Source organism: Paraburkholderia sp. SOS3, from assembly GCF_001922345.1.
Classification (GTDB): Bacteria; Pseudomonadota; Gammaproteobacteria; order Burkholderiales; family Burkholderiaceae; genus Paraburkholderia.
Map to the genome: position 1 here is coordinate 2,786,423 of NZ_CP018811.1, position 25,955 is coordinate 2,812,377.

25 protein-coding genes are annotated in these 25,955 nt (G+C 64.4%); 6 read left to right on the plus strand and 19 right to left on the minus strand.

Annotation, left to right across the window (positions count from 1 at the left end; all coding sequences use genetic code 11):
• Positions 1–3 precede the first annotated feature (3 nt).
• From BTO02_RS12450 to rimO, 5 genes are all read right to left on the minus strand, one after another.
• Positions 4–1,200: a cystathionine beta-lyase gene (locus tag BTO02_RS12450; RefSeq protein WP_075157292.1), complete on the minus strand. Its 1,197-nt coding sequence runs from the start codon at positions 1,198–1,200 to the stop codon at positions 4–6.
• Positions 1,201–1,280: 80 nt separating this feature from the next.
• Positions 1,281–1,925 carry a hypothetical protein gene (locus BTO02_RS12455; RefSeq protein ID WP_075157293.1) on the minus strand — a complete coding sequence of 215 codons (645 nt, stop codon included), beginning with the start codon at positions 1,923–1,925 and terminating at the stop codon, positions 1,281–1,283.
• 149 nt (positions 1,926–2,074) lie between these two features.
• Entirely contained in the window at positions 2,075–3,259 is a 1,185-nt protein-coding gene (gene bktB, locus BTO02_RS12460) for a beta-ketothiolase BktB (protein ID WP_075157294.1), read from the minus strand.
• A 201-nt stretch (positions 3,260–3,460) separates the two neighbouring features.
• Positions 3,461–4,399 (minus strand): sugar kinase, encoded by a 939-nt coding sequence (locus tag BTO02_RS12465; protein WP_075157295.1) that lies wholly within the window; start codon positions 4,397–4,399, stop codon positions 3,461–3,463.
• A 3-nt stretch (positions 4,400–4,402) separates the two neighbouring features.
• On the minus strand, positions 4,403–5,863 hold the full coding sequence (rimO, locus tag BTO02_RS12470; RefSeq protein WP_442953405.1) for a 30S ribosomal protein S12 methylthiotransferase RimO: 1,461 nt from the start codon (positions 5,861–5,863) through the stop codon (positions 4,403–4,405).
• 141 nt (positions 5,864–6,004) lie between these two features.
• On the opposite strand from rimO, the gene BTO02_RS12475 reads away from it, so the two are divergent.
• Positions 6,005–6,352 (plus strand): type II toxin-antitoxin system RelE/ParE family toxin, encoded by a 348-nt coding sequence (locus BTO02_RS12475; protein ID WP_075157297.1) that lies wholly within the window; start codon positions 6,005–6,007, stop codon positions 6,350–6,352.
• Positions 6,345–6,680 (plus strand): helix-turn-helix domain-containing protein, encoded by a 336-nt coding sequence (locus BTO02_RS12480; protein ID WP_075157298.1) that lies wholly within the window; start codon positions 6,345–6,347, stop codon positions 6,678–6,680. The genes BTO02_RS12475 and BTO02_RS12480 overlap by 8 nt, the downstream gene beginning before the upstream one ends.
• 100 nt (positions 6,681–6,780) lie before the next feature.
• Here the strand turns inward: BTO02_RS12480 and phaR are convergent, their stop codons facing one another.
• The 4 genes from phaR to phaC form a co-directional block, all read right to left on the minus strand.
• Entirely contained in the window at positions 6,781–7,353 is a 573-nt protein-coding gene (phaR, locus tag BTO02_RS12485) for a polyhydroxyalkanoate synthesis repressor PhaR (RefSeq protein ID WP_075157299.1), read from the minus strand.
• Between the two features lie 140 nt (positions 7,354–7,493).
• Positions 7,494–8,234, minus strand: coding sequence for a 3-ketoacyl-ACP reductase (locus BTO02_RS12490; RefSeq protein ID WP_075157300.1), 741 nt, complete (start codon positions 8,232–8,234; stop codon positions 7,494–7,496).
• Positions 8,235–8,436: 202 nt separating this feature from the next.
• On the minus strand, positions 8,437–9,618 hold the full coding sequence (locus tag BTO02_RS12495) for an acetyl-CoA C-acetyltransferase (RefSeq protein WP_075158825.1): 1,182 nt from the start codon (positions 9,616–9,618) through the stop codon (positions 8,437–8,439).
• Positions 9,619–9,792: 174 nt separating this feature from the next.
• On the minus strand, positions 9,793–11,856 hold the full coding sequence (phaC, locus tag BTO02_RS12500; protein WP_075157301.1) for a class I poly(R)-hydroxyalkanoic acid synthase: 2,064 nt from the start codon (positions 11,854–11,856) through the stop codon (positions 9,793–9,795).
• A 137-nt stretch (positions 11,857–11,993) separates the two neighbouring features.
• On the opposite strand from phaC, the gene BTO02_RS34265 reads away from it, so the two are divergent.
• Positions 11,994–12,275, plus strand: a complete 282-nt coding sequence (locus BTO02_RS34265; RefSeq protein ID WP_156883815.1) for a hypothetical protein — start codon at positions 11,994–11,996, stop codon at positions 12,273–12,275.
• A 123-nt stretch (positions 12,276–12,398) separates the two neighbouring features.
• On the opposite strand, the gene pgeF is transcribed toward BTO02_RS34265, so the two are convergent.
• Positions 12,399–13,235 (minus strand): peptidoglycan editing factor PgeF, encoded by an 837-nt coding sequence (gene pgeF / locus BTO02_RS12505; protein ID WP_075157302.1) that lies wholly within the window; start codon positions 13,233–13,235, stop codon positions 12,399–12,401.
• Positions 13,232–14,638: an RluA family pseudouridine synthase gene (locus BTO02_RS12510; RefSeq protein ID WP_083615101.1), complete on the minus strand. Its 1,407-nt coding sequence runs from the start codon at positions 14,636–14,638 to the stop codon at positions 13,232–13,234. The genes pgeF and BTO02_RS12510 overlap by 4 nt, the downstream gene beginning before the upstream one ends.
• A 76-nt stretch (positions 14,639–14,714) precedes the next feature.
• Between BTO02_RS12510 and BTO02_RS12515 the strand changes: the two genes are divergently transcribed.
• Complete coding sequence (locus BTO02_RS12515) at positions 14,715–15,530, plus strand: outer membrane protein assembly factor BamD (RefSeq protein WP_232243532.1); 816 nt, start codon at positions 14,715–14,717, stop codon at positions 15,528–15,530.
• A gap of 124 nt (positions 15,531–15,654) precedes the next feature.
• Here BTO02_RS12515 and rlmD read toward each other — a convergent pair whose 3' ends face one another.
• Positions 15,655–16,989: a 23S rRNA (uracil(1939)-C(5))-methyltransferase RlmD gene (gene rlmD / locus BTO02_RS12520; RefSeq protein WP_269668028.1), complete on the minus strand. Its 1,335-nt coding sequence runs from the start codon at positions 16,987–16,989 to the stop codon at positions 15,655–15,657.
• A gap of 284 nt (positions 16,990–17,273) precedes the next feature.
• On the opposite strand from rlmD, the gene BTO02_RS12525 reads away from it, so the two are divergent.
• A complete protein-coding gene (locus BTO02_RS12525; protein WP_075157304.1) occupies positions 17,274–18,137 on the plus strand; it encodes an endonuclease/exonuclease/phosphatase family protein in 864 nt (287 codons plus the stop codon).
• A gap of 82 nt (positions 18,138–18,219) precedes the next feature.
• Here the strand turns inward: BTO02_RS12525 and BTO02_RS12530 are convergent, their stop codons facing one another.
• From BTO02_RS12530 to surE, 5 genes are read right to left on the minus strand one after another with little or no spacing between them, the layout of a single operon-like run.
• The gene (locus BTO02_RS12530) at positions 18,220–18,996 is read right to left on the minus strand and encodes a 3'-5' exonuclease (RefSeq protein WP_075158827.1); all 777 of its coding nucleotides are present in this window, start codon (positions 18,994–18,996) and stop codon (positions 18,220–18,222) included.
• Between the two features lie 4 nt (positions 18,997–19,000).
• On the minus strand, positions 19,001–20,101 hold the full coding sequence (gene rpoS / locus BTO02_RS12535) for an RNA polymerase sigma factor RpoS (protein ID WP_075157305.1): 1,101 nt from the start codon (positions 20,099–20,101) through the stop codon (positions 19,001–19,003).
• Positions 20,102–20,113: 12 nt separating this feature from the next.
• Complete coding sequence (locus tag BTO02_RS12540; protein WP_075158828.1) at positions 20,114–21,064, minus strand: peptidoglycan DD-metalloendopeptidase family protein; 951 nt, start codon at positions 21,062–21,064, stop codon at positions 20,114–20,116.
• Between the two features lie 11 nt (positions 21,065–21,075).
• Positions 21,076–22,095, minus strand: coding sequence for a protein-L-isoaspartate(D-aspartate) O-methyltransferase (locus BTO02_RS12545; RefSeq protein WP_075157306.1), 1,020 nt, complete (start codon positions 22,093–22,095; stop codon positions 21,076–21,078).
• Positions 22,092–22,850, minus strand: coding sequence for a 5'/3'-nucleotidase SurE (gene surE, locus BTO02_RS12550; RefSeq protein WP_075157307.1), 759 nt, complete (start codon positions 22,848–22,850; stop codon positions 22,092–22,094). The genes BTO02_RS12545 and surE overlap by 4 nt, the downstream gene beginning before the upstream one ends.
• A gap of 287 nt (positions 22,851–23,137) precedes the next feature.
• Between surE and BTO02_RS12555 the strand changes: the two genes are divergently transcribed.
• Entirely contained in the window at positions 23,138–24,112 is a 975-nt protein-coding gene (locus BTO02_RS12555; RefSeq protein WP_075157308.1) for an NADPH:quinone oxidoreductase family protein, read from the plus strand.
• Between the two features lie 162 nt (positions 24,113–24,274).
• Here the strand turns inward: BTO02_RS12555 and BTO02_RS12560 are convergent, their stop codons facing one another.
• Both BTO02_RS12560 and BTO02_RS12565 read right to left on the minus strand, forming a co-directional pair.
• Positions 24,275–25,099, minus strand: a complete 825-nt coding sequence (locus BTO02_RS12560) for an ABC transporter permease (protein WP_075157309.1) — start codon at positions 25,097–25,099, stop codon at positions 24,275–24,277.
• 38 nt (positions 25,100–25,137) lie between these two features.
• Positions 25,138–25,950: an ABC transporter ATP-binding protein gene (locus BTO02_RS12565; RefSeq protein ID WP_075157310.1), complete on the minus strand. Its 813-nt coding sequence runs from the start codon at positions 25,948–25,950 to the stop codon at positions 25,138–25,140.
• Positions 25,951–25,955: the final 5 nt, after the last annotated feature.

A 25,955-nucleotide genomic window follows, 5' to 3' on the forward strand; every position in this document is an offset into this window, starting at 1 on the left:
CGCTCAGCGCGCAGGCACGGCGAGCGCATCGAGGCAGCGCTCGAGATCGGCGCGCAAGTCCGCCTCTTCCTCGAGCCCCATGAAAAAACGTACCAGCGTGCCGCGATACGGCCATGCGGACGCGCTGCGCATCGACGCGACGTCGTATGGCATCACGAGGCTCGCCACGCCGCCCCAGCTCCAGCCGATCGCGAACAGTTCGAGCGACTCGCAGAACGTATCGATTTGCGCGGCGCTGTAGCGGTCGTCGAATACGACTGAGAACAGGCCGCCCGCACCGGTGAAATCGCGCCGATAGTGCTCATGGCCCGGGCAATCGGACAGCGCGGGATGCAGCACCGCGGCGATCTCGGGCCGCGTCTTCAGCCATTTCGCGAGCGAGAGCGCGGTGCGATCGTGCTGCTGGAAGCGCACCTGCATCGTCGGCAGGCTGCGCAGGATCAGCGAGCAGTCGTCCGACGAAACGCCAAGGCCCATGTGCATGCGCGCGAGCTTGAGCTTGTGATGCAGCGCCTTGTCTGCCGTGATGGTCGCACCCATCAGCACGTCGGCGCCGCCCGACTGGTACTTCGTCAACGCCTGCACCGAGATATCGACACCGTGGTCGAACGGACGGAAAGCGATGCCCGCGGACCATGTGTTGTCGATGGCGGTTACGATGCCGTGCGCGCGTGCCACCGCGGTGATCGCGGGAATATCGGGCACTTCCATCGTGACCGAGCCCGGCGCTTCGAGCCAGATCAGCCGCGTATTCGGCCGGATCAGGTCGGCGATGCGCGCGCCGATCATCGGGTCGTAATAGCGCACGCTCACGCCGAAGTCACGCGCGAGCCATTCGCCATGATCGCGGTTCGGCGAATACACATTATCGGGAACGAGCACGTCATCGCCGGACTTGACGAACGCGAAGTACACATTCGAAATCGACGACAGCCCCGACGGCTGCAACAGCGTGTGCTGGCCGCCTTCGAGCGCCGCAAGCCGCTGCGCGAGCACGATCGAGGTCGGCGTCGCGTGCAGGCCGTAGCGCCACTGCGCATCGTTGCGCCAATCGAGCGCGCGCATCGTCGCGAGATCGGGAAAAATCACCGTCGACGCACGCGCGACCGGCACCGATAACGATTCGAAACCCGGTGTCAGGTCATCCTTCGGGTGGACGATGCGCGTCTGCAAACCATGTTTCGGAGGAGATGAGTTCATGTTCGTTGTCCGCTGGGGTTTTGCCGATCGGGCATAGCCGATCAAACTCGACGGGTTTGATTTTGTCGGTCTTGTTGAAGCTATTCGGCGGTGCGCAGGTTACTCACGCCGTTGACGGCCTGGCCGCCGGACTGCGCCCCGCCGCGCTGGTCCGACGGCGTCGGCGCAGTGGGCGTAGCGGGCGCGGCGGCAGCAGGTGCGCTCGCCGCGGCAGGCGCAGCGGGCGGCGGTATTGCCGCCCCCGCGGCCAGCGGGCGCAAATCGAATTCCTGCGGATTCGAATCGTCGACGTTCATCCGCTCGCCCGTCAATGTGCCGTCGGCGGCGAACTTGCCGACCCAGTTGCCGGTGATGTGCGTGCCGTCGTTCGATTCTTCGACCTCGAGCGTGTCGTCCGTGCGATCGCCCGCGATCAGGATCACTTCGCCGTTGTCGGTGAACTGATATTCGCCGTGCACGCCGGACGGATCGTCGGTTTTCGGCCCGAGCCGCAGCACGATCTGCCGCGAGCCGAGCATGCCCGCGTAACGCGGAAACTTCGCATACCCGGCGCTCGGCTTCAGCGGCAGCTGAATCGGCGGCGGCGCGGCCAGTTCCTTCACCGCATTGCCTTGTGCATGCGCCGTGGGCGCTATCGTTGCGCCCGCAACGACCAGCGCAACGGCGATCATCCTGAGCGTGCCGCGCATCGTTGCGCGCGTCTCGATCGGCTTCGTATGCTGCATTCGTGGTTCCTGTCGTTCGTTCTTTCGTCGTGCTTGCGTATTCCCGCGACTGCGTTGCAAACGCGGTACCCGCAGGTCGAGCGTTGCTCCGCAGTGCCGCGCGTGATGCGGCGACGCCGCGCAAACGCGCGGCGCGCCCGCTCAGTGCTCTAGACGCGCTCGAAGATCGCAGCGATGCCCTGCCCGCCGCCGATGCACATCGTGACGAGCGCATAGCGACCGCCGGTGCGCCGCAATTCATATAGCGCCTTGACCGTCAGCAACGCGCCCGTCGCGCCGATTGGATGGCCGAGCGAAATGCCCGAGCCATTGGGATTGACCTTCGCGGGGTCGAGCGCGAGCTCGTTGCTGACCGCGCATGCCTGCGCCGCGAACGCTTCGTTCGCTTCGACCACATCGAGGTCCGCCACCGTGAGGCCCGCGCGTTCGAGCACCTTGCGCGTGGCCGGCACCGGACCAATACCCATATACGCAGGATCGACGCCCGCATGCGCATAGGCGACGAGACGCCCGAGCGGCTCGATGCCGCGCGCATCGGCAACGCCACGCTCCATCAGCACGAGCGCGGCGGCCGCATCGTTGAGTCCCGATGCGTTGCCGGCCGTAACTGTGCCGTTCTCCTTCGCGAATACGGGTTTGAGCTTAGCGAAATCTTCCGCTTTTGCGTCGGCACGCACATGTTCGTCGGTATCGAACACGGTCTCGCCTTTCTTCGATGCGATCGTAAGCGGCAGGATCTGGTCCCTGAAGTAGCCGGCCGCGATCGCATGCGCCGCGCGCCGATGCGATTCGAGCGCGAGCGCGTCCTGCGCGGCGCGCGTGATGCCGTACTTTTGCGCGACGTTCTCCGCGGTGATGCCCATGTGGACGGCCTGGAACGGATCGTTGAGCGCACCGAGCATCATGTCGACGACGCGCGCGTCGCCCATGCGCTGGCCGAACCGCGCCGACGGCATGACGTAGGGCGCACGGCTCATGCTTTCGGCCCCGCCCGCAATCGCGATGTCCGCATCGCCGAGCAGCACGCTTTGCGCGGCTGACACCACCGCCTGCAGCCCCGAACCGCACAGGCGGTTCACCGTCAGCGCGGGTGCATGTTGCGCGACGCCGCCGTCGAGCGCCGCGACGCGCGCGAGATACATGTCCTTCGGCTCGGTGTGGATCACGTTGCCGAATACGACGTGCCCGACTTCGTCGCCGGCTACGCTCGCACGCGACATTGCCTCGCGCACGACGCGCGCCGCGAGGTCGGTCGGCGCAAAATCCTTGAGGCCGCCGCCGAAGTCGCCGATCGCGGTACGCACGCCGCTTGCCACGATTACTTCACGTTGCATCGCTCGCTCCTCCTGATATCGCTCGTGTATGTGCGGGCCGGCATGGCGAGCCGGCAAGGGATCGCTTCGCCGCCCCGACCGGTTGCATGGCTGCGTTGCGCGAATCAGCCGCATCGCTGCCGTGCAGCATCGCGCTGCGCCGCATGGCTGCACGAATTGTCGCGCAGATTGCGCCGCGCAACGTCCGGCAATGTCACGCGCCTACGCCGCCAGCAACCGCTCGACGGTCGCGCGATCGGGAATCGGCGCGACCGCGCCATAGCCTTGCGTCGACAGCGCGGCCGCCACGTTTGCATAGCGCGCGGCAGCAAATGCGTCATCGCCGGCGACGAGGCGCGCGACGAACGCACCGCCGAAGCAATCGCCCGCGCCCGTCGCATCGACTGCGTCGACGAGCAGTGCGGGCACCACGCGGCGTTCGTCGCGCGTCGCGATGTAAGCGCCGTCTCGGCCGAGCTTCATCGCGACGATACGCGGCCCCTGCGCGAGAAGAAAGTCGACGATCTCGTCGCGGTCTGTGAGGCCCGTGAGCACGGTGACATCATCCCAGCTCGGCAGACAGATGTCGCACTGCCGTATCGCTTCGAGCATCACCGCGCGCGCCCGCGCGAGCGGCCACAGTTTCAGCCGCAGGTTCGTATCGAAGCTGATGCGCACGCCGTGTGCGCGCGCATGTGCGATCGCGGCGAATGCGGCATCGCAGGCGCTCGCGCCGATCGCGAGACTGATACCCGACAGATGCACGGCTTTCGCCGCGGCAATCGCATCGAGCGGCAGATCGTGCGGCGCATAGCGGCTCGCGGCGGACCCCGCGCGCAGATAGTCGAACTGATGACCGGCCGAACCGTGCGAAACGAAATAGACGCCGGTCGGCGCGCTTTCGTCGACGCGCACGCACGACGTATCGACGCGTTCGTTGCGCCACAGCTCGAGCAGCAGCTCGCCGAACCGGTCGCGCCCCACCGCCGAGACGAAACCCGCCGACGCATCCTGGCGCGCGGCCGCAATGCAGAAATTCGACGTGTCGCCGCCGAACCCTTGAAGCCACGTCGGCAGGCCCGGCTGCGCCTGGTTGAATTCGATCATCGCTTCGCCGAAGGCGAGAATGTCGGGCGCCGCGGCTCGTGCGTCATCGCTCATCGTTCAGACTTCACCCCACAGGTCGTGGCCGTCCGCGCCTGTTATTTTCACCGCGACGAAATCGCCGACCTTGTAGCGCTTAGACGCCTTTGCCGACGGCGCTATGTAGACGACGCCATCGATTTCCGGCGCATCCGCCGCAGTGCGGCCGATGCCGCCGTCGGCATTGATTTCGTCGACGAGCACCTTCAGCGTCTTGCCGACCTTGCGCGCAATGCGCTTCGCCGACACCTGCTCGGCCACTTCCATAAAGCGCGCGCGGCGTTCCTCGCGCACGTCGTCAGGCAGTGCCCCGTCGAGTTCGTTCGCGCTCGCCCCTTCGACCGGCGAGTACGCGAAGCAGCCGACGCGGTCGAGTTCAGCCTCGCGGATAAAGTCGAGCAGCGCGTCGAACTGCGCTTCGGTTTCGCCCGGAAAGCCCGCGATAAACGTGCTGCGGATCGTCAGATCGGGGCAGATCTCGCGCCATGCGCGCACGCGCTCGAGCACCTTTTCCGCGTTGGCCGGCCGCTTCATGCGCTTGAGCACCTCGGGATGCGCGTGCTGGAACGGCACGTCGAGATACGGAAGTACATGGCCCTTGAATGGCCCCTCGGCCATCATCGGAATCACTTCGTCGACGCTCGGATACGGGTACACGTAGTGCAGCCGTACCCATGCGCCGTATTGCGCGGCGAGTTCGCCGAGCGCGGCAACGAGGTCCGTCATGCGTGTCTTGATCGGCTTGCCGTTCCAGAAGCCCGTGCGATATTTGACGTCGACGCCGTAAGCGCTCGTGTCCTGCGAGATGACGAGCAGTTCCTTGACGCCGGACTTGAACAGATTCTCCGCTTCGAGCATCACCTCGGCGACCGGCCGCGACACGAGATCGCCGCGCATCGACGGGATGATGCAGAAGGTGCAGCGATGGTTGCACCCTTCGGAGATCTTCAGATACGCATAATGACGCGGCGTCAGCTTCACGCCAGCCGCGGGCACGAGATCGACGAACGGGTCGTGCGGTTTCGGCAAGTGGCTGTGCACCGCCTGCATGACTTCGCCAACCGCATGCGGACCGGTTACCGCAAGCACCTTCGGGTGCACTTCCTCGATAAGGCCCGTACCGCTCGCGCTCTTCTTTGCGCCGAGACAGCCGGTAACGATCACCTTGCCGTTCTCGGTCAGCGCTTCGCCGATCGCATCGAGACTTTCCTGCACCGCTTCGTCGATAAATCCGCACGTGTTGACGACGACGAGATCGGCGCCGTCGTATGTGCCCGAGATTTCGTAACCTTCGGCGCGCAGTTGCGTGATGATCTGTTCGGAATCGACGAGGGCTTTCGGGCAGCCAAGTGAGACGAATCCCACCTTCGGTGTGGCCGACGGCTTATTCCTGGGGTCTGTAGGGTTTGAATAGGCGCTCAACTTATTACTTCCGGACGAGGGGCGAAAAAAACGCCGCGTAGATAGACTGGCTGTCCGCATTTTACCCGCAGCAGCCGTTGCGAAAGGACAGAGTTCAATGAGTCAGCCCGTTTTCCCCACCGTTTTGCTCGCCGGTTGCCCTGTTTCGCTGTTCCACACGAGCAACTTGTGCGCGAATAGCAAATTTGCTAATATTTGCCTATGACCTGGAACGTCGTTTATTTCAATGACCAGGTCAAACGCGAAGTCTTCGAACTACCCGATGGCATCCTCGCCAGCTATTTGCGGCTAGTCGACATCATGGAAGAATTCGGCGCCGATTTGCGTATGCCGCACTCGCGCGCGATGGGCGACGGATTGTTCGAGTTACGTCCGCGTGGAGAGGAAGGCATCGGGCGCGTGTTCTACTGCATGCACGTCAACCGGCAGGTCGTCGTTCTGCATTCCTTCGTCAAGAAGACGCAGGAAACGCCGCGCAACGAATTGAGCAAGGCTCGCAAGCGCTTGAAAGAAGTACAACGTTCGAAGGAGGTAGTACGCAATGGCTAAAGTAACTGCGCAGCGCGGCGGCAATCCCAAGGGGTTCGAGCCGGTCGCTCATACGAAGGCCGACACGGAACGGCTGCTCGCGAAACCGGATGTGCGCGCCGCGTACGACGCGCTCGAAGACGAATACTCGGCGCTGCGCGTGCTGCTTTCGGCGCGCCGCGAAGCCGGGCTCACTCAAGCGGAGATCGCCGAGCGCATGGGGACGACCGCATCGGCCGTGTCGCGCCTCGAAGCATCGCTTTCGAGCGAAAAGCATTCTCCGTCGTTCGCCACATTGCGCAAGTACGCCGCCGCATGCGGCAAGCGGCTCGTCATCTCGTTTGCGTAGCGGGGGCGCCGTCGTGCGTAAGCCGCCGTTGGCGGCCTTGGTGCACGCGTGCAAGCCCGCCCGCGCCAACGTCTATCAGCGCGGCGCCGGCGCAGTCCGCTTACTTCTTCTCCGGTTCCGCGTTCGGCGTAGCCTGCGTGAACGGGAACGAACTGAACATCGTCTTCGCCTGGTTCTGCATCTGCTCCTGCATCTGCACGAACATATTCTTCGACTGCTCGATGTAGCTCGTCATCATCCCCTGCATCATCGGCGCCTGCATGTTCATGAACTGCGACCAGACCTCGGGGTTCATCGTCTTGCCTTCGTAGAGACCCTTCGACTGATCCGCGAGCTTGTTCTGGATGTCGATGAACGCCTGGATGTTCTTTTCCAGGTACGTGCCCATCATGCCCTGCATCGCGTGCCCGTAAAAACGGATGATCTGCGACAGCATCGGCGATGAGAACATCGGCAAGCCGCCGCTCTCTTCTTCGAGAATGATCTGCAGCAGGATGCTGCGCGTCAGGTCCTCGTTGCTCTTGGCATCGATGACCTTGAATTCCTCCTGATCCAGCACCAGCTGCTTGACGTCGGTCAGCGTGATGTAGGTGCTGGTCTCCGTATCGTACAGTCGACGGTTCGGATATTTCTTGATGAGTCGTTCGGCTGTTTTCTTTGTAGTAGTGGTCATGTAACGCCTTTGAGCGCCAATGCAGCGCGGAAACGGCGCCTCTCGCACACAACGCAGCACAATACGGCTATTGCCTGCGCGAGACGCCGCCAGACACACCTGAAACCACGGTCCCGGCTCCTGCGAGCGGAACGCGTGGATCAGCCCATATGCAGGCCACCGTTCAACGAGAAGTCGGCGCCTGTTGCGAAGCCGGATTCCTCGGAAGCCAGCCACGCGACGATCGACGCGATTTCTTCCGGTGCGCCGAGGCGGCGTACCGGGATCGTCGCAACGATCTTCTCCAGCACATCGGGGCGAATCGACTTCACCATGTCCGTGCCGATGTAGCCCGGCGAAACGGTGTTGACCGTCACGCCCTTCGTGGCCACTTCCTGCGCGAGCGACATCGTGAAGCCGTGAATGCCGGCCTTGGCGGTCGAATAGTTCGTTTGACCAAACTGACCCTTCTGGCCATTCACCGACGAAATATTGATGATGCGGCCCCAGCCTCGCTCGACCATCCCGTCGATCACCTGCTTCGTGACATTGAAGAGGCTCGTGAGGTTCGTATCGATGACCGCGGTCCAGTCTTCGTGCGTCATCTTGCGGAACACGACGTCGCGCGTGATGCCCGCATTGTTGACGAGCACGTCGATCTCGCCACATTCGGCCTTGACCTTGTCGAACGCGGCCTTCGTCGAATCCCAGTCGCCCACATTGCCTTCCGAGGCGACGAAGTCGAAGCCGAGCGCCTTCTGGTCTTCGAGCCACTTCGTGCGGCGCGGCGAGTTCGGGCCACAGCCGGCGATAACCTTGAAGCCCTGCTTGTGCAGGCGCTGGCAGATGCCCGTGCCGATGCCGCCCATGCCGCCTGTTACGTACGCAATTCGCTTTGACATAAACCTGACTCCATTATCGTTTGCGGAAGCGCCGGCCGGCGGCCTCCTGCTTGCGTGGCTACTCCCTGCCCGTCACCGCGTGACCTTCGGGCTACCTTCGGTCTTGCATCGACCTGCCGGCGGCGTGACCCGAATCGGGTGGCGACCCGCGCCGGCGGCCACGCATCGATCGTCTCGCGTGCCGCCGCCAGCGCTCACGGCATCAGGGGCGCTCGACGGCGAGCGCCACCCCCATCCCGCCGCCGATACACAGCGACGCAAGACCGCGCTTGGCATCGCGCTTCTGCATTTCGTGCAGCAGCGTGACGAGCACGCGGCAGCCCGATGCGCCGATCGGATGGCCGATCGCGATCGCGCCGCCGTTCACGTTGATCTTCGACGTGTCCCAGCCCATCTGCTTGTGCACGGCCAGCGCCTGTGCGGCAAAGGCTTCGTTGATTTCCGCGAGGTCGAGGTCGTTGATGCTCCAGCCCGCGCGTTCGAGACAGCGGCGCGATGCCGGCACCGGACCCATGCCCATCACCTTCGGGTCGACACCGGCATTCGCGTACGCCTTGATGCGAGCGAGCGGCGTGAGGCCCAGCGCTTCGGCCTTCTTCGCCGACATCACGACGACCGCCGCGGCGCCGTCGTTGATACCCGACGCGTTCGCAGCCGTCACGCTGCCTTCCTTCGAAAACGCAGGCTTGAGCCCCGCAAGCGCCTCGGCCGTCACGCCATGGCGCACGAACTCGTCGGTGGCGAACGTAAGCGGGTCGCCCTTCTTTTGCGGAATCTGGATCGGCACGATTTCATCGTCGAAACGGCCGGATTTCTGCGCCGCTTCCGCCTTGTTCTGCGACAGCGCAGCGAACGCGTCCTGCTGTTCGCGCGTAATGCCGTATTCCTTCGCGACGTTTTCCGCAGTCATGCCCATGTGGTACTGGTTGTACACGTCCCACAAGCCGTCGTAGATCATGGTGTCGATGAGCTTCGCGTCGCCCATGCGGAATCCGTCGCGCGAATTCGGCAGCACATGCGGCGCCGCGCTCATGTTTTCCTGGCCGCCGGCCACGACGATCTCCGCGTCGCCCGCGATGATCGCATTGGCCGCGAGCATCACGGCCTTCAGGCCCGAGCCGCATACCTTGTTGATCGTCATGCCGGGCACGGCCGTCGGCAGGCCGGCCTTGATCAGCGACTGCCGCGCCGGGTTCTGGCCGGAGCCGGCCGCCAGCACCTGGCCCATGATTACTTCGCTGACCTGCTCGGGCTTCACGCCCGCGCGTTCGAGTACCGCGCGAATCACCGTGGCGCCGAGTTCAGGCGCAGGGATTTTCGCGAGCGAACCGCCGAATTTGCCGACGCCCGTGCGGGCCGCCGATACGATCACTACGTCAGTCATTTCGATTTCCTCCGGTACCGGAGCCGCCGCTTGCGCCATACGCTGCCGCAAACTGCCGCAAAGTGCCGTCAAGTTAAAGATTCGCTCAGTCGTCTACTGCTTCCACTGCCTGCCGTTGCGACGGCAACCTGCACGTCGCGTCGGGCATACACGCACATACGTACCGCTCACGCGCTACTCGCGTTGCTGCACATAACGCCCCGGCGCCGGTTCGATGACCGGGAACCCGGCCGAACCAGCCTCGGCGCGCGGCTTCACTTTCTTGCCTGCGTATTGGTCAAGCCATGCGGTCCATTCGGGCCACCAGCTGCCCGGCGTTTCGGTCGAACGCTCGAACCAGTCGTCGGCGCTGCGCGGCAAGGTCTTGTCGTCGCCGCCCATCACCCAATAACTGCGCTTTTTCTTTGCCGGCGGATTGATGACGCCCGCGATATGCCCCGACGCGCCGAGCACGAACTTGAGCGGGCCCGTCAGCAGCGGCACCGACGCATACGCGGTTTGCCACGGCACGATATGGTCTTCGCGCGAGCCATAGATGAACGTCGGCACATCGATGCGCGACAGGTCGACCGGCTCGCCGCATACCTTGAGCCGGTTCGGCTCGCGCAGGCTGTTCTCGAGATACGTGTTGCGCAGATACCAGACGTACATCGGGCCCGGCAGGCTCGTTGAATCGCTGTTCCAGTACAGCAGATCGAACGGCATCGGCGTGCGGCCCTTCAGGTAGTTGTCGACCACGTAGTTCCACACGAGGTCGTTTGGCCGCAGGAACGAGAACGTGTTCGCGAACTCGAGACCGCGCATGAGTCCGGGCGGCGTGCCGTTCTTGCCGCCGATGGTCTGCTCGCGCATCTGCACGTGCGCCTCGTCGACGAATACGTCGAGCACGCCCGTATCGCAGAAATCGAGCATGGCGGTAAGCAGCGTCATCGACGATGCCGGATGCTCGCCGCGTGCGGCCGCAACCGCGAGCGCCGTGGCGAGCATCGTGCCGCCGACGCAGAAGCCGAGCGTATTGATCTGCTCGCGCCCGCTGATCTGCTGCACGGTGTCGATCGCGGTCAGCACGCCTTCTTCGACGTAGTCATCCCACGTCTTATGCGCAATCGACGCATCGGCATTGCGCCACGAAATCAGGAACACCTGATGACCCGCGTCGAGCGCATGCGCAACGAGCGAGTTCTCAGGCTGCAGGTCGAGAATGTAGAACTTGTTGATGCACGGCGGCACGATCAGGAGCGGCCGCTCGCGCACCGTCGCGGTACGCGGCTTGTACTGAATGAGCTGGAACAGATCGTTTTCGAATACGACCGAGCCTTCGCTCATCGCGAGATTCTTGCCCACGACGAAACGCGACTCGTCCGTCTGCGATATCTTGCCGCGCTGCATGTCGGCCAGCAGATTCATGACGCCCTGACGCAGACTTTCGCCGTGGCTTTCGAGCAGCGTCTTTTGCGCTTCCGGATTCAGCGCGAGAAAGTTGCTCGGCGATGCGGCCGCCGTCCATTGCTGAACCGCAAAGCGAATGCGTTCGCGCGTTTTCGCATCGGTCTCGAGCGCGTCGACGAGTTCCTGCAGATAGCGCGCGTTCAGCAGATACCACGCGGCCATGTACGCGTAGATCGGCGTCGCCTTCCATGCTTGCGCGCTGAAACGGCGGTCCTTCAATTCGGGCGCGCTCGACGAATCCTGCGTAGCCTGCTGGAACAACTGCATGGCGTCGCGCGAATAATCGCTCTGCAATTTCTGTAGCCGTTCGGGCGGGATGGCCGCGGTGGGCAGCTTCATGCCCGGCAGCGCGGTGAAGGACTGCATGAAGGGCTGCATGGGCGGCTTGACCATCTCCGGGCCAAACCCGGCACCGGGCACGGCACCAAACGCGGTCCCAACCGGCTGTTGCGCGGCTTTGGCGAATGGCTCGGCCCACTGCCGGGCGAATTGTTCTGCGAATTGCGGCATGCCGGCGGCCGCTTGCATGAAATCGGGCATGCCGGCGGCCACCCCCGCGGGCAGCGCCGCAGGCCACCCTGCCGGCATCCCTGCCATTCCGGCAGGCAAACCCGGCACCGCGAACGGATTGCCGTTTGCAGCGGCCGGTGCACCGATTGAACGCCATGCGTTCAACCATGCGTCGAATAACTGTTGAACTCCGGCGGCATTCGCGCCCGGCTGCTGTTGCGTGCGATCCGATGAAGTTTGCGTGCGTGAGGAAGTCGAGGAGTGTTGAGCTGCCACCATACCTGCTTTTACCGGTGAGTCCTCGCGGACGGTTGAGAGGCAGGTGCCTTCGTGCATAGGCGGCGAAACGCTTGCGGCCGCTTACGCCCTGTCCCGTTGTTGGAGAACATTCTTGCGCCCCACTGCAAGGCATGTCAATGCTTGATCCCGATTTTGCCGCACTGCGATATTTTTTTCATTATCGTTTTCCCCATGTAAGGGAACGTGCGTTCGCAAGCGCCCTACCCATGCCGTTCGAATCTGACAGCGTGCCCGACAAATCAGGGTTTTCCGGGAGATGGCGGCGCCTCGCTGCGACACCGAAGACGCGGCCGTCTGTTAAACGTACGGTCATGCACGAAGGTTTCCGCGGCGCAGCAAAAATGTCGAAACTTTGCACAGCCTTCGGGCTTTTGCTGCAGCACCAATTGGCTCCGTGAGCAGCGGTATCGGTCGTCGGCCGCCGCTCATCGCACCCTTCACCATGCTTCGTGCGATGCGACTTTGCAAAGTCGAGAAAACGTCGCCATGAGCAGCAGCACGCGCCGCGGCACCGCACATGCTCAGCGCGCCAGCCAGATCAATGCGGCCATGCGGCCGGTGACGCGATCCCGTCGATATGAGTAATAACGCTCGCGTTGCGTGAACGTGCATTGGTCGCCGCCCGTCACCTGAACAATGCCGAGTTGCGCGAGCCGCTCGCGCGCGAGCGCCGGCAAGTCTGCCAGGTATTTACCGGGAGCCGCGCTACGCGGCACGAACGCACGCGCAACCGCATCGCGGCGCGCCGTCGGCGCCGCGTCGACGAATGCGTGCAGCACGTCCTCTCCGACTTCGAACGCGGACGGCCCGATGCACGGCCCGAGGTACGCATGCAATGCGGACGGTTCGACGCCCGCCAATGCGGCGACGCGTTGCGCGGTGTTTTCGACGACACCGGCGGCGAGGCCGCGCCAGCCCGCATGCGCAGCCCCGACCGCGCCGCCCGCCGGGTCGCACAGCAAAACCGGCATGCAGTCCGCGATCATCACGATCGATACGGTGCCTGGCTGGCCGGTCACGCTCGCGTCGGCGCTGATCGCCGCGCCGCCCGCGCGTGCATTCTCGAGTACGTCGTCGGCACTCACGACGTGCGCGCCGTGCACCTGCTGGAGCCACGCCGGTTCGTCGATGCGCGCGAGCGCGCGCAGCCGCGCGCGGTTCCGTTCGACATGCGCGGGCGCGTCGTCGGCGCGCCTGCCAAGATTAAGACCGCCGGGCTCGTCGGCGCCGTCGCGCCATCTGCCGTACGGCGGCAGACTCACGCCGCCGTTGCGCGTCGTGACGAGCGCCCGCACTTGCGGCGCGACGCGCCAGCCCGGTTGCAGCACATCGGCGAAGGTCAGGTCGGGAACGTTCATCGGCGGTGATCCTTGTTCTTGTGACGCGGATGGCCGCGCGCTTCGCGCGTGGCGCCGTGCGAGGCTTCGCCATCGGGCCCTCGACTGCGTTCGTCGAGCGCGTCGTCCGCTGCGACGGCATCGCTCTCGTCTTCGTCATCAAAACCGTCTTCGGCTTCCAACGCCTCGATGTCGCGATCGGCTTCATCGGCATCGAGCGTCGCATCGTAAGCGGCTTCGTCGTCGAGATATGCGTCTTCCTCGAAATCGTCCGCTTCTTCGCGGTCGAATCCGAGCGCGGCGCACAACGCCGCGAGGTCGTCGGGCACGTCCGCGCGCCACTGCATCGTGCGGCGCGTTTCGGGGTGAACGAGCCCCAGACGCCACGCATGCAGCGCCTGCCGCGCGAAGCCGCCCGGCAGCGGCGTCACGGAACGCTTGCCGCGCGCGCGTCCGTACACGGGATCGCCAAGCAGCGGGTGGCCCGTGTGCGCGCAATGCACGCGAATCTGATGCGTGCGCCCGGTTTCGAGATCGCAGTGAATCGCGGTCACGGGCTGCCGCTCCCACACCACCGTCGCAACGCGCCGGAAATGCGTGCGCGCCGGTTTGCCCGACGCGCCGGTCACGACTGCCATGCGCGTACGTTCGCGCGGGTCGCGGCCAATCGGCGCGTCGATCGTGCCTGCTTCGGGCATCCCGCCCCAGACGAGCGCGACATAGCGACGCTTGACCGTGCGCGCCTGCAACTGCCGCACGAGATCGGTCTGCGCGGCCAGCGTGCGCGCGACCACCATGAGCCCCGAGGTTTCCTTGTCGAGCCGGTGCACGATGCCCGCACGCGGCAGGCCCGCCGCCGCTTCGCCATAGCGATGCAGCAGGCCGTTGAGCACGGTGCCGCTCCAGTTGCCGGCCGCCGGATGCACGACGAGCCCCGCGGGCTTGTTGATCACGACGATCGTCTCGTCTTCGTAGACGATATCGAGCGGCACGGGCTCCGGCGTAAACGCCAGCTGCTCGGGCAGCAGATCGGGCACGAGCTCGATCGTCGCATTGAGCGGCACGGGCTGACGCACCTTCGCCGGCTTGCCCTCGACATGCACGCGCTGCGCTTCGATCCAGCTTTGCAGCCGGCTGCGCGAGAACTCGGGGAAGACTTTCGCAAGCACCTTGTCGAGCCGTTCGCCTGCGAGTTCGGCCGGCACGGTCACGACGCGCGGCGCTTCTTGTGCGGCCGCGCCGGGTCCGCAAGCGCGAGAAACCGGGGTGTCCAGCAGTTCGTCCGCGGCGAATTCGTCGTCGGGCATGCCGCAACGATTGGAACTGTCGGGGCTCGCCTCGTCGGAGCGTCCTTCGCATCGGCTATAATCTTTGTCGCTATTCCGTGTGCCGGCTGCGGCGCGCGGAGTATGAGAACGGGTCATCGAGACTGGTTACCTGACGTAAAGCGCTTGACGTGAAGCTGGACTGAGAATGCGAGCCTTGAACATGATTACCCAAATGGCCCAATACGCGACGGGAAAAGCGGCCCGAACGATCGCGTGCCTGTGCGCTGTCGCGCTCGTCGCAGCGTGCCACGGCCTGCCCGAGAAGACCGACGAAACCGCCACGTGGACCAACAACAAATTATATAACGAGGCACAAGACGCCTTGAGCGGCGGCGACTGGGGCAAGTGCGCCAAGTATTTCGAAGCGCTCGAGGGTCGCGACCCATTCGGCCATTTCGCCCAGCAGGCGCAGATCAATGTCGCGTATTGCAACTGGAAAGACAGCGAAACGGCCGCAGCCGACCAGGCCATCGACCGCTTTATCCAGCTTCACCCGGATCACCCCGATATCGCGTACGCGTACTACCTGAAGGGTATGATCCACTTCAACGACGACCTCGGCCTGTTTGGCCGGTTCTCGGGTCAGGACATGAGCGAGCGCGATCCGAAATCGCTGCGCGAGTCATATGACGCTTTCAAGGTCGTCGTCGACAAGTATCCGAAAAGCAAATATGCGCCCGATGCCGCGCAGCGCATGCGATATATCGTGAATGCGCTCGCGTCGCACGAAGTGCATGCGGCCGACTACTACTATCGTCGCGGTGCGTACGTGGCCGCGATCAATCGCGCGCAACTGGCGATCAAGGAATACAAGAACGCGCCGGCCATCGAAGATGCGCTGCATATCATGTGGCTGTCGTATGAGAAGCTCGACCAGCCGCAACTCGCCGACGACACGAAGCGCGTGCTCGCAGGCACCTTCCCGGACAGCCCGTACATCACGGGTCATGCGCGTCCCGGCAAGGAGAAGTCGTGGTGGCAGTTCTGATGCACCCGCATTGACGCCAACGCTGCTGCGTCGATAATAAAAACGCCACGGCATGCCGTGGCGTTTTTGTTTGCAGCCTTCGGTTTGCAGCCTTCGCACAGGCTGCGCGACGTATCGGCGGCGATCAATCGCGCTCGAAAAGCGCAATCGATTCGACGTGCGATGTATGCGGAAACATGTTCACCACGCCCGCGCCCTTGAGCCGATACCCGGCTTCATGGACGAGCAGCCCCGCATCGCGCGCGAGCGTCGCCGGATTGCACGACACATAGACGATGCGCTGCGGCAGCGGCCCGTCGCCGCTTTGCGCGATATCGGCCAGCGCCTTCGATACCGCCAGCGCGCCTTCGCGCGGCGGGTCGATCAGAAACTTGTCGAAGTGCCCTAAAGCACGTAAATCGTCGGCACCGACTTCGAACAGATTGCGGCATGCAAACGATGTATGTCCGTCGACACCGTTTTCCTTCGCATTGGCGAGCGCGCGCGCGGTCAAGGCTTCGCTACCTTCGATGCCGACCGCTTCGCGCGCGAGTCTCGCGAGCGGCAACGTGAAGTTGCCGATCCCGCAGAAAAGATCGAGCACGCGGTCGGTTTTCGACGGCGCAAGCAGACGCAACGCTCGCCCCACGAGCACGCGGTTGATCTGGTGATTGACCTGCGTGAAGTCCGTCGGCAGAAACGGCATGCGGACGCCGAACTCGGGCAGCGTGTAGTCGAGCTGTACGCCGGGCGGATAGAACGGCACGACCGAATCGGGGCCCTTCGGCTGCAGCCAGAACTGCACGTTGTGCGCATCGGCGAATTCGCGCAACAGCTGTTCGTCGGCGGCATCGAGCGGTTCGAGCACGCGCAGCACGAGCGCCGTGACGGTCGCGCCGACCGCGAGTTCGATCTGCGGCATGCGATCGCGAATCGACAGGCCTTCAACGAGCCTGCGCAATGGCACGAGCAGATCCGACACATGCGGCGGCAGCACTTCGCAGCTCGTCATGTCGGCAACGTAACTGCTTTTGCGTTCGTGAAAGCCGACGAGCACGCCGCCCTTTTTCACGACGTTGCGCACCGTCAGACGCGCACGGTAGCGGTAGCCCCACGAGGGCCCGTGGATCGGGCGGAAAATCGTTTCGGCACGCAGCTTCGCTAGATGCGCGAGGTTGTCTTCGAGAACGCGCTGCTTGACGGCGATTTGCGCGCGCACATCGAGATGCTGCATCGAGCAGCCGCCGCAGGTGCCGAAGAAGCGGCACTGCGGCCTGGTACGAATCACGCTTTCACGCAGGATATCGACTGCAACGGCCTGTTCGAAACTCGGCTTCCTTCTATAACTCGAATAGGTAACGCGCTCGCCGGGCAGCGCACCTTCGACGAAGATGACCTTGCCCGGCGTGCCGTCATCGGTGACGGTACGACCGACGCCGCGCGCTTCCATGTCGAGCGACTCGATGTCGAGTTCGGGCAACGCGGCGGGCGGCGTCGCGGTGCCGCCCGCGCGGGCGGCTTTGCGTTTTGCCGCTTTGCCCGGCGCCGGCTTGGGGGCGGAATTCGGCGCGGAATTCGCCTCGGAATTCGCCGCATGGGGCGTCGCGTTGTTCGCCGCGGCGTTCGGCGCCGCGCCTGCGGGCGGGCTCGCTTCGGCAGTTAAGGCTTCGCGGGGGACGGTTTCAGACACCAGCAACTTCCTGACAGACGGTGAAGTAAAGGCGAGATTGTAGACGAACGGAAACCTCGAACGGAGATTTGACGATGCGACTGATTAGCTGGAATGTCCAGTGGGGACGCAGCGCGAGCGGCGACGTCAGCCTGCCGCGCATGGTGAACGAGGCGAAGCGCCTCGCCGATTTCGACGTGCTGTGCATGCAGGAGGTGACGCGCGGCTTCAACGTGCTCGCGGGCCATCCGGGCGACGACCAGTTTGCCGAACTCGCCGACGAATTGCCCGGCTACACGGTACTCGACGCGATCGGCGCCGATCTCGCGCCGCTCAAGCTCGACGGACCCAGCGCGCCGCGCAGGCAGTTCGGCAATGCGCTCGCCACGCGTCTGCCCGTGGAACGCGTGATTCGCCACTCGCTGCCATGGCCGGCCGACGCCGACGCGCCATCGATGCAGCGCGTCGCACTCGAAGCCGTGCTGCGCGCGCCTGGTGGACCGCTGCGCGTCATCGTCACGCATCTCGAGTTCTATTCGCTGCCGCAGCGGCTCGCGCAGGTCGATGCGCTGCGCCATATGCAACAGGAAGCGGCTCGGCATGCGGCCCATCCGGCGCCTGCGGAAAACGCGATCGGGCCGTTTGTCGACACGTCCCGCCCGGTCAGCGCAATCGTCTGCGGCGATTTCAACAGTGCGTACGACAGCGACGCCTATCGGCGCATGATCGCGCCGCTCGACGGCAGCGCTTCATTTATCGACGCATGGACGACGTTGCATCCGGGCGCCACGCCGCCGCCGACGGCGGGCGTCTACGATACCGAGCAATGGAAGGACGGGCCGCTCACATGCGACTTCGTGTTCGTCACGGAGGATCTGCGCGGCAGGCTGCGCAGTTGCGAGATCGATGGTGCAACGCGCGCATCCGATCATCAGCCGATCGTGGTAGAGATCGCTTGAGACTGATCGGGCGATTGCGCCACGCGCGCGGCATCGACGGCGTCTTCCGCGCTGCTGCAACGCGGGAGCGCCGCACGCAAATCTAGTCGTCGAACGCGGCGAGATATTGGGCCCAGTGCGCGGCCGGTTCCTGCGCGAGTGCGTTCTTCACGAACGCGATTTCGTCAGCGTATTCGTCGGCCGAAAAACCGCCGCGCATCAGTTGGAACCGGCAATACAACAGATAGGTATTGACCACGTCGGTTTCGCAATAATTGCGAATTTCCTCGATGCGCCCCTGCTGGAACGCCTGCCACACCTGGCCGCCGTCCATGCCGAGCTTGCCCGGAAAGCCGCACAGCCTGGCAAGCGCATCGAGCGGCGCATTCGCGCGCGCCTGATACATCGCGAGCACGTCCATCAGGTCCGTATGACGCGCGTGATAGCGGCTGATGTAGTTATTCCATTTGAACTCGCGGTCGTCTTCGCCGAGGTCCCAGTAGCGGCTCGCGGTCACGCCATTGACCAGCGCGCGATAGTGCAGCACGGGCAAGTCGAAGCCGCCGCCGTTCCACGACACGAGCTGCGGCGTGTACTTTTCGATCACACGAAAGAACGACTGGACGAGCGTCGCTTCGCCATCGGCAAGCGTGCCGAGAGAACGCACGCGAAAGCCGTTGTCGTCGCGGAACACACAGGAAATCGCCGCGATCCGCTGCAGATGATGTGGCAGGAAATCGCCGCCCGTCTTTTCGCGGCGCGCGGCGAAGGCAAAGTCGGCGACTTCGGCATCGGATAACGTGGCGGGCAAATCTTCGAGCCGGCGAATGCCGGCGACATCGGGAATCGTCTCGATGTCGAATACGAGAATCGGAGTCATCAGGTTAGAGAACGGCGTCCTTGCGTACGCCATTGGACGCGAAGAAACGCTTGAGCCGCACTAGCGCTTCCTGCTGGATCTGCCGCACGCGTTCGCGTGTCAGGCCCATTTCGTCGGCCAGTTCCTCGAGCGTGGCCGGCTCGATGTGGTTCAGGCCAAAACGGCGCTCGATCACATGGCGGTGCTTGTCGGACAAGCGCGCAAGCCATGCGCGTGTAAGCGTTTCCAGTTCGCGATGCTGGACTTCGGCATCGGGAGACTGGCTCTGGTCGTCGGACAACAGATCGAGCAGACTGCTGGCCGGGTCGAGATCGAGCGGCGCATCGAGCGACGCCGTGTGCTCGTTCAGCGCGAGGATGTCCGTCACTTCGTCGCTGGTTTTACCGGTCAGATACGCGATGTCGTCGATGCTCGCGTCGCGGCGGTCCGCCGCTTCGCCCGAATTCATCGAGTTCTTTTCCAGATGGCGCTTGGCGCGCAGCACCTGGTTCAGTTCGCGGATTACATGCACAGGCAGCCGCACCGTGCGCGCCTGATTCATGATCGCGCGCTCAATGCTCTGGCGAATCCACCAGGTGGCGTATGTCGAGAAACGGAAGCCGCGCGTCGGGTCGAACTTCTCGATCGCGTGCATCAGGCCGAGATTGCCCTCTTCGATCAGATCGAGCAGCGGCACGCCCCGGTTCAGATAGCCCTTCGCGATACTGACGACGAGCCGCAGATTGCGCTCGATCATGACCTGGCGAGCCTCGAACTCGCCAGCCTTCGCGAGGCGCGAAAAACGCTGCTCTTCCTCGACCGTGAGCAGCGGCTTGACGCTGATCCGGTTCAGATAGTGCTGGATCGTATCGGCGGTCAGTTCAGCCTGCAGCAGTGCGCGAAAGTCGTCGGCGTCCGACGGGGCGTCGTTTGTGCCTTCGCGCCCTTCCGAGCCTTCGCCGTCGTCGCCGGAACGGCTGTCCTCGGAATCGGAGGCCCCGTTGTCGAGGTCGTCGATGCTGTCGTCGTCCTGGTCCGAAGCGCCCGTGTCTTCCACCGATACATGCGTGGCACGGCTGATCGTCTCAGTCTCGGCTTGCGGTGGTTGGCGCTTCGATTTCGGCATGGTCGTAATCGCTTATTGCGGCGGCAAATACTTCAGTGGGTCGACAGGCTTGCCCTGCCGGCGAACTTCGAAATGCAACATCACACGGTCCGAATCGCTGTTGCCCATCTGGGCAATTGTCTGCCCCTTCGTCACCGCGTCCCCCTCTTTTACCATCAAAGCGCTGTTATGTGCATAGGCGGTAAGGTACGTTGCATCATGCTTGATGATAATGAGATTGCCGTAACCGCGCAGCCCATTTCCGGCATAAACGACCCGGCCGTCCGCGGAAGCCTTGATCGGTTCCCCGATGGTTCCGCCAATATTCAAACCTTTGTTTTTCGAATCGTCAAACGTGTTGAGCAGCGGTCCGCGCACCGGCCACGCGAATGTCACATTGCCCGCGGCCGCCGCCGCGTCGCTCGTGGCGGCCGGCGGCTGGGGCGGAATGGTCGTGGCCGTCGCGCCGGGCGCGTTGCTGGTTGCGCCGTAAAGCGGCGGCTGCGCGACGCCCGCAGCAGCCGGCGCGCCACCGGCGGCCGCGCCGGCGATCGGCGCGCTTTGCACCGCACCGCCGGCAATCGGCGCCGTCGCGACGCCCGGCGTGGCCGCCGTCGGCGTCGTGCCCGGCGGCGCCACACGCAGCAACTGGTCGACTTCGATCTGATTCGGGTTGGTCAGATTGTTCCACGTCGCGATATCGCGATAATTCTGGCCGTTTTCGAGCGCGATCCGATACAGCGTGTCGCCGGGCTTCACCCGGTAATAACCCGGAGGCGGCGGGCCGAGCGGCGCCGGCGGCTGCACCGCCGCCTGTTGCGAGGCTTCGGTGCCGAGCGCGCCGGAGCGATCGACGACCGGCGCATTGTCCAGGCGCGTCGCGCAGGCCGCGAGCAGCGACAGCGCGAATACGCACACACCACGTTGAGCCACGGTCAGACGGACATTCGTGCTGGTTCTTTGCATCGTGCGCAGCTTACTGATAGTCATCGGATTCAAATCACTCCGGATTTTAAGGGTACAAAGAAAACGCGATCAAGCCGCGACTCCCGCCACTGCGCGGGCCCCGTGCGTTCGACGAGCGTGAGCACCTGCGTCTGACCGTCCTGGGTGCCGACCGGCGCGACGAGACGCGCACCGATCGCCAGTTGTTCGAGCAAGGCCTGCGGCACGTCGAGACCGGCCGCCGCGATCACGATCGCGTCGAACGGCGCCACCGCCGGCAAACCGATGCGGCCGTCGCCGTAATGCAAGCGAATATTCGGAATACGCAGTGGCCGCAGATTCGTCTTCGCTCGCTCGTATAACGGCTTGATGCGCTCGATCGAATACACGTCGCGCGCGAGCTGGCTCAGCACCGCCGCCTGATAGCCGCAGCCGGTGCCGATTTCGAGCACGTTGTTGAGTTCGCGCCCTGCGGCAGCCAGTTCGATCATCCGTGCGACTACCGACGGCTTCGAGATAGTCTGGTGATGGCCGATCGGCAGCGCCGCGTCTTCGTAAGCCTGGGTGGCAAGGCCTGGATCGACGAACATGTGACGCGGCACCGTTGCCATCGCGTCCAGCACGCGCGGGTCCGCCACCCCGTTGGCTCGCAGCCGTTCGACCATGCGTTCGCGGACCCGTTCCGACGTCAGCGCATGCGCACGGTTCAAGGGTACATTCGGCGCGCCGGCGCGCTCGGGCGAAGCCGGCAGCCTTAGCGCCGGTTGCTGGCGCGTGCTCGCGGTGCCGCTCGTGATGCCGCTCGCAGTGCCGCTCGTGATGCGTTTGGCTGAGCTGTCCGCAGGCTCGTTGCGTTTGGCGGTCACCCCCACGCGTGCGCCTCGCGCGCCGGCGCCGATAGACGAAGCCGTACCGGAATTGCCGCCCGCCCCGGGACCGCCCGATAAACGGCCATCCAGCACCGCGGTTTTCGCCGGGCGCGCGTCACCCGAACGCGCTTCGCTCCGGCGCGGTTCGCGCACCAGGTCTTCGAGGCCTAGCGGGAAGCGCTTTGCGCGCTCGCCCGTCATGAAGCGCTGCTCCCGGCGTGCGCCCAGTCGCGCGTGGCGGGCAACATCTCGGTATGCGTGAGATCGAGCTGCAGCGGCGTGATCGACACGTAACCTTGCGAGACCGCGTGAAAGTCGGTGCCTTCGCTTGCGTCGCGCGCGCTGCCGGACGGGCCGATCCAGTAGATCGGTTCGCCGCGCGGGTTGGTCTGCCGGATCACCGGTTGCGACGGATGCCGCTTGCCGAGCCGCGTGATGCGCCACTCGCGCAACTGTTCGTACGGCAAGTTCGGAATATTGACGTTAAGAAGCGGATGGCCCGGCAACGGCGCGTCGAGATAATGTTTGACGATTTCGGCAGCGACACGCGCCGCCGATTCGAGATGCGCCCAGTCTTTATCGACGAGCGAGAACGCGATGGCGGGCACGTTGAACATCACGCCTTCGGTCGCGGCGGCGACGGTGCCGGAGTACAGCGTATCTTCGCCCATGTTCTGACCGTTGTTGATGCCCGACACCACGAGGTCCGGCGTATGGTCGAGCATGCCGGTCAGTGCGATGTGAACCGAGTCGGTCGGCGTGCCGTTCACGTAATAGAAGCCGTTCGCGGAACGCAGCACCGACAACGGCCGCCACAGCGTCAACGAATTCGATGCGCCACTGCAGTTCTGCTCGGGCGCCATCACGGTGACGTCGGCAAGCGGCTTCAGCGCTTCGTAAAGCGCCGCCAGACCCGGCGCCAGATAACCATCGTCGTTGCTGAGTAGGATTCGCATCCGGCGATTGTAACCGAGGAAACAAGGCACGCGAACGACATGGCATGGTGCGATTGCCGATCGCGCGGCACCCGCGCGACATGCGCGCAACGGGCATGTGCCGCACGATGGAAAGCACGTCGGCAAACACATTGGCAAGCACGTCGGCAAGCGCGCCGCGACACACGCCATGACACTGCGCGACACGAACGCCGGCGGCACGACGCGCACGGTCGTTCGAGCCTGCTTTACACTCGCTGCGTCCGCCCACCTGTGCCCGTCTGCGAACACCGCTCAAAGGAGACGTCATGCGCGCCATCCGCTGTCATCGATACGGGCCGCCCGATATGCTCACGCTCGACGAACTGCCGGATTTGCAACCGCAGGCCGGCGAGGTCGTCATCGACGTGAAGGCGGCCACGGTCAACTTCGCGGACGTGCTGATCATCGAGAACCGGTATCAGTTGAAGCCGCCGCTGCCCTTCTCGCCCGGCGCCGAAGTCGCGGGCGTCGTGCGGGCGACCGGCGAAGGCGTGACACGCCTGAAACCGGGCATGCGCGTGGTCGCCTATGTCGCGCACGGCGGCCATGCAGAGCAGGCGCGCGCGGCCGCCAACGCCTGCGTGCCGTTGCCCGACGATGCGCCGTTCGACATCGCCGCTGCGTTTTCGCTGACCTACGGCACGTCGTACCATGCGCTCGCCGACCGCGCAGCGCTGAAGGCCGGCGAAACCTTGCTCGTGCTCGGTGCGGCGGGCGGCGTCGGCCTCGCGGCGGTCGAAATCGGCAAGGCGCTCGGCGCGCGCGTCATCGCGGCGGCATCGAGCGAGGCAAAGCTCGCCGTATGCGTCGAGCACGGCGCCGATGCGACGATCGACTATGCGACCGACGACCTGCGCGAGCGCATCGCGGCGCTGACCGACGCGCGCGGCCCCGACGTGATCTACGATCCGGTCGGCGGCGTCTACACCGAGCCCGCGTTTCGCAGCATCGGCTGGCGCGGCCGCTATCTGGTGGTCGGTTTCGCGAACGGCGAGATCCCGAAGTTGCCGCTCAATCTCGCACTGCTCAAGGGCGCGAGTATCGTCGGCGTGTTCTGGGGGGAGTTCACGAAGCGCGAGCCCGAGCGCGAGGCCGCCGCTTTTGTCGAAATGACCGGATGGATCAGAAGCGGCAAGCTGCGGCCGTTCGTATCGGCGCACTATGCGCTGGAAGAAGCGGCGCAGGCGCTCAACGATATTGCGGCGCGGCGCGTGGTGGGGAAAGTGGTGATCACGCCTTGAGGGCCCCAGCGAGAATTGCATACGCATTGTTGGGGGGCGCTGAGGAAGCACTGAGGAAGCACTGGGGGGCCGCTGAGATGCCCGGGCCCGCACCGGGGCCGCACCGGGCGATCACTGAATGCGCGCTAACGGCGCACGCTGTCATCGGAGATCACCTCACGCTCACAGCTTGTCGGTTTCGCCGCTCGCCGGCTGCCACTTCATGAAACGCCGCTCGATCACGCCGACAATACCGTCGAGAATCAGCGCGAACGCTGTCAGCACGAGAATGCCGGCGAACACGGTGTTGATATCGAACGTGCCCTCGGCCTGCAGAATCAGATAACCGACGCCACGCGCGGAGCCCAGATATTCGCCGACCACCGAGCCGACGAAGGCGAGCCCGACCGACGTGTGCAAGCTCGAAAACACCCAGCTCATCGCGCTAGGCAGATATACATTGCGCAACAGCTGCTGACGATTCGCACCGAGCATCCGCGCATTCGCGAGCACGACGGGGCTCACTTCCTTGACGCCCTGATAGACGTTGAAGAACACGATAAAAAACACGAGTGTCACGCCAAGTGCGACCTTCGATCCAATCCCAAGACCGAACCATACGCCGAAGATCGGCGCCAGAATCACGCGCGGCATCGAATTCGCGGCCTTGATGTACGGGTCGAACAACGCGCTCGCAACGGGCGCCAGCGCGAGCCACAAGCCGACCGCGAGCCCGAGCACAGTGCCGATCACGAACGCGAGCACGGTCTCGACGAGCGTGATCCACAAGTGAATATAGATTTCGCCCGACGTGAACCACTGCCAGATTCGCACGATGACTTTCTGCGGCTCGCCGAACAGGAACGCAGCCTTGTTCGGGTCGTCGAAATAGAACGCGGGCAAGAGCGTCGGGCTCGTCAGCACGTACCAGAGCACGAAGCACAGCACGAGCAGCAGCCACTGCCAGATCACGAGGTTCGCCCGGTTCGGACGCAGCATCTTCCACATCGGTCGTCAGGTCCTTTCGCTGTTCACGCGTGCGCCGCTCATACCGCTTTCAGCTGTTGCTGATAGCCCTTCAGTACCTCATCGCGCAGCACGCCCCAGATCCGCGCATGCAGTTCGACGAAGCGCGCATCCGAGCGGATCTCGGCGACGTCGCGCGGGCGTTGCAAATCGATGGCGAATTCGCCGATCGGCCGCGTCGCCGGACCTGCCGACAGCACGACGACGCGATCGGACATCGCGATCGCTTCGTCGAGATCGTGCGTGATGAAGAGCACGGCTTTGCGCTTCGCGGCCCACAGGTCGAGCAGTTCGTTTTCCATGAGCTGGCGCGTCTGGATATCGAGCGCCGAGAACGGCTCGTCCATCAGCACGATGTCGGGATCGAGAATTAGCGTCTGCGCCATCGCGACGCGCTTGCGCATGCCACCCGACAACTGATGCGGATAACGGTCGCCGAAACCGCCCAGACCGACGCGCTTGAGCCACGCTTGCGCGCGTTCGCGCGCTTCGGCGCGCGGCACGTTGTGGAACGACAGCCCGGCCATCACGTTATCGAGCGCGCAACGCCACGGCATCAGCGCGTCGGCCTGAAACATATAGCCCGCGCGGCGGTTGATGCCGCTCAACGGTTCGCCGAACACGCTGACCGAACCCGCCGACGGCGCAAGCAGACCGGCGCCGACGTTCAGCAGGGTCGACTTGCCGCAGCCGGTCGGGCCGACCACCGAGACGAACTCGCCGGGCGCGATATGCAGCGTTGCATCTTTGACAGCGGTGTAACGCGCGCCGCGTTCGTCGCGCGAAGCGAAGGTGCAGGTGATGTTGTCGAGCGCGAGTGCCGGGACCGTCATCGTCG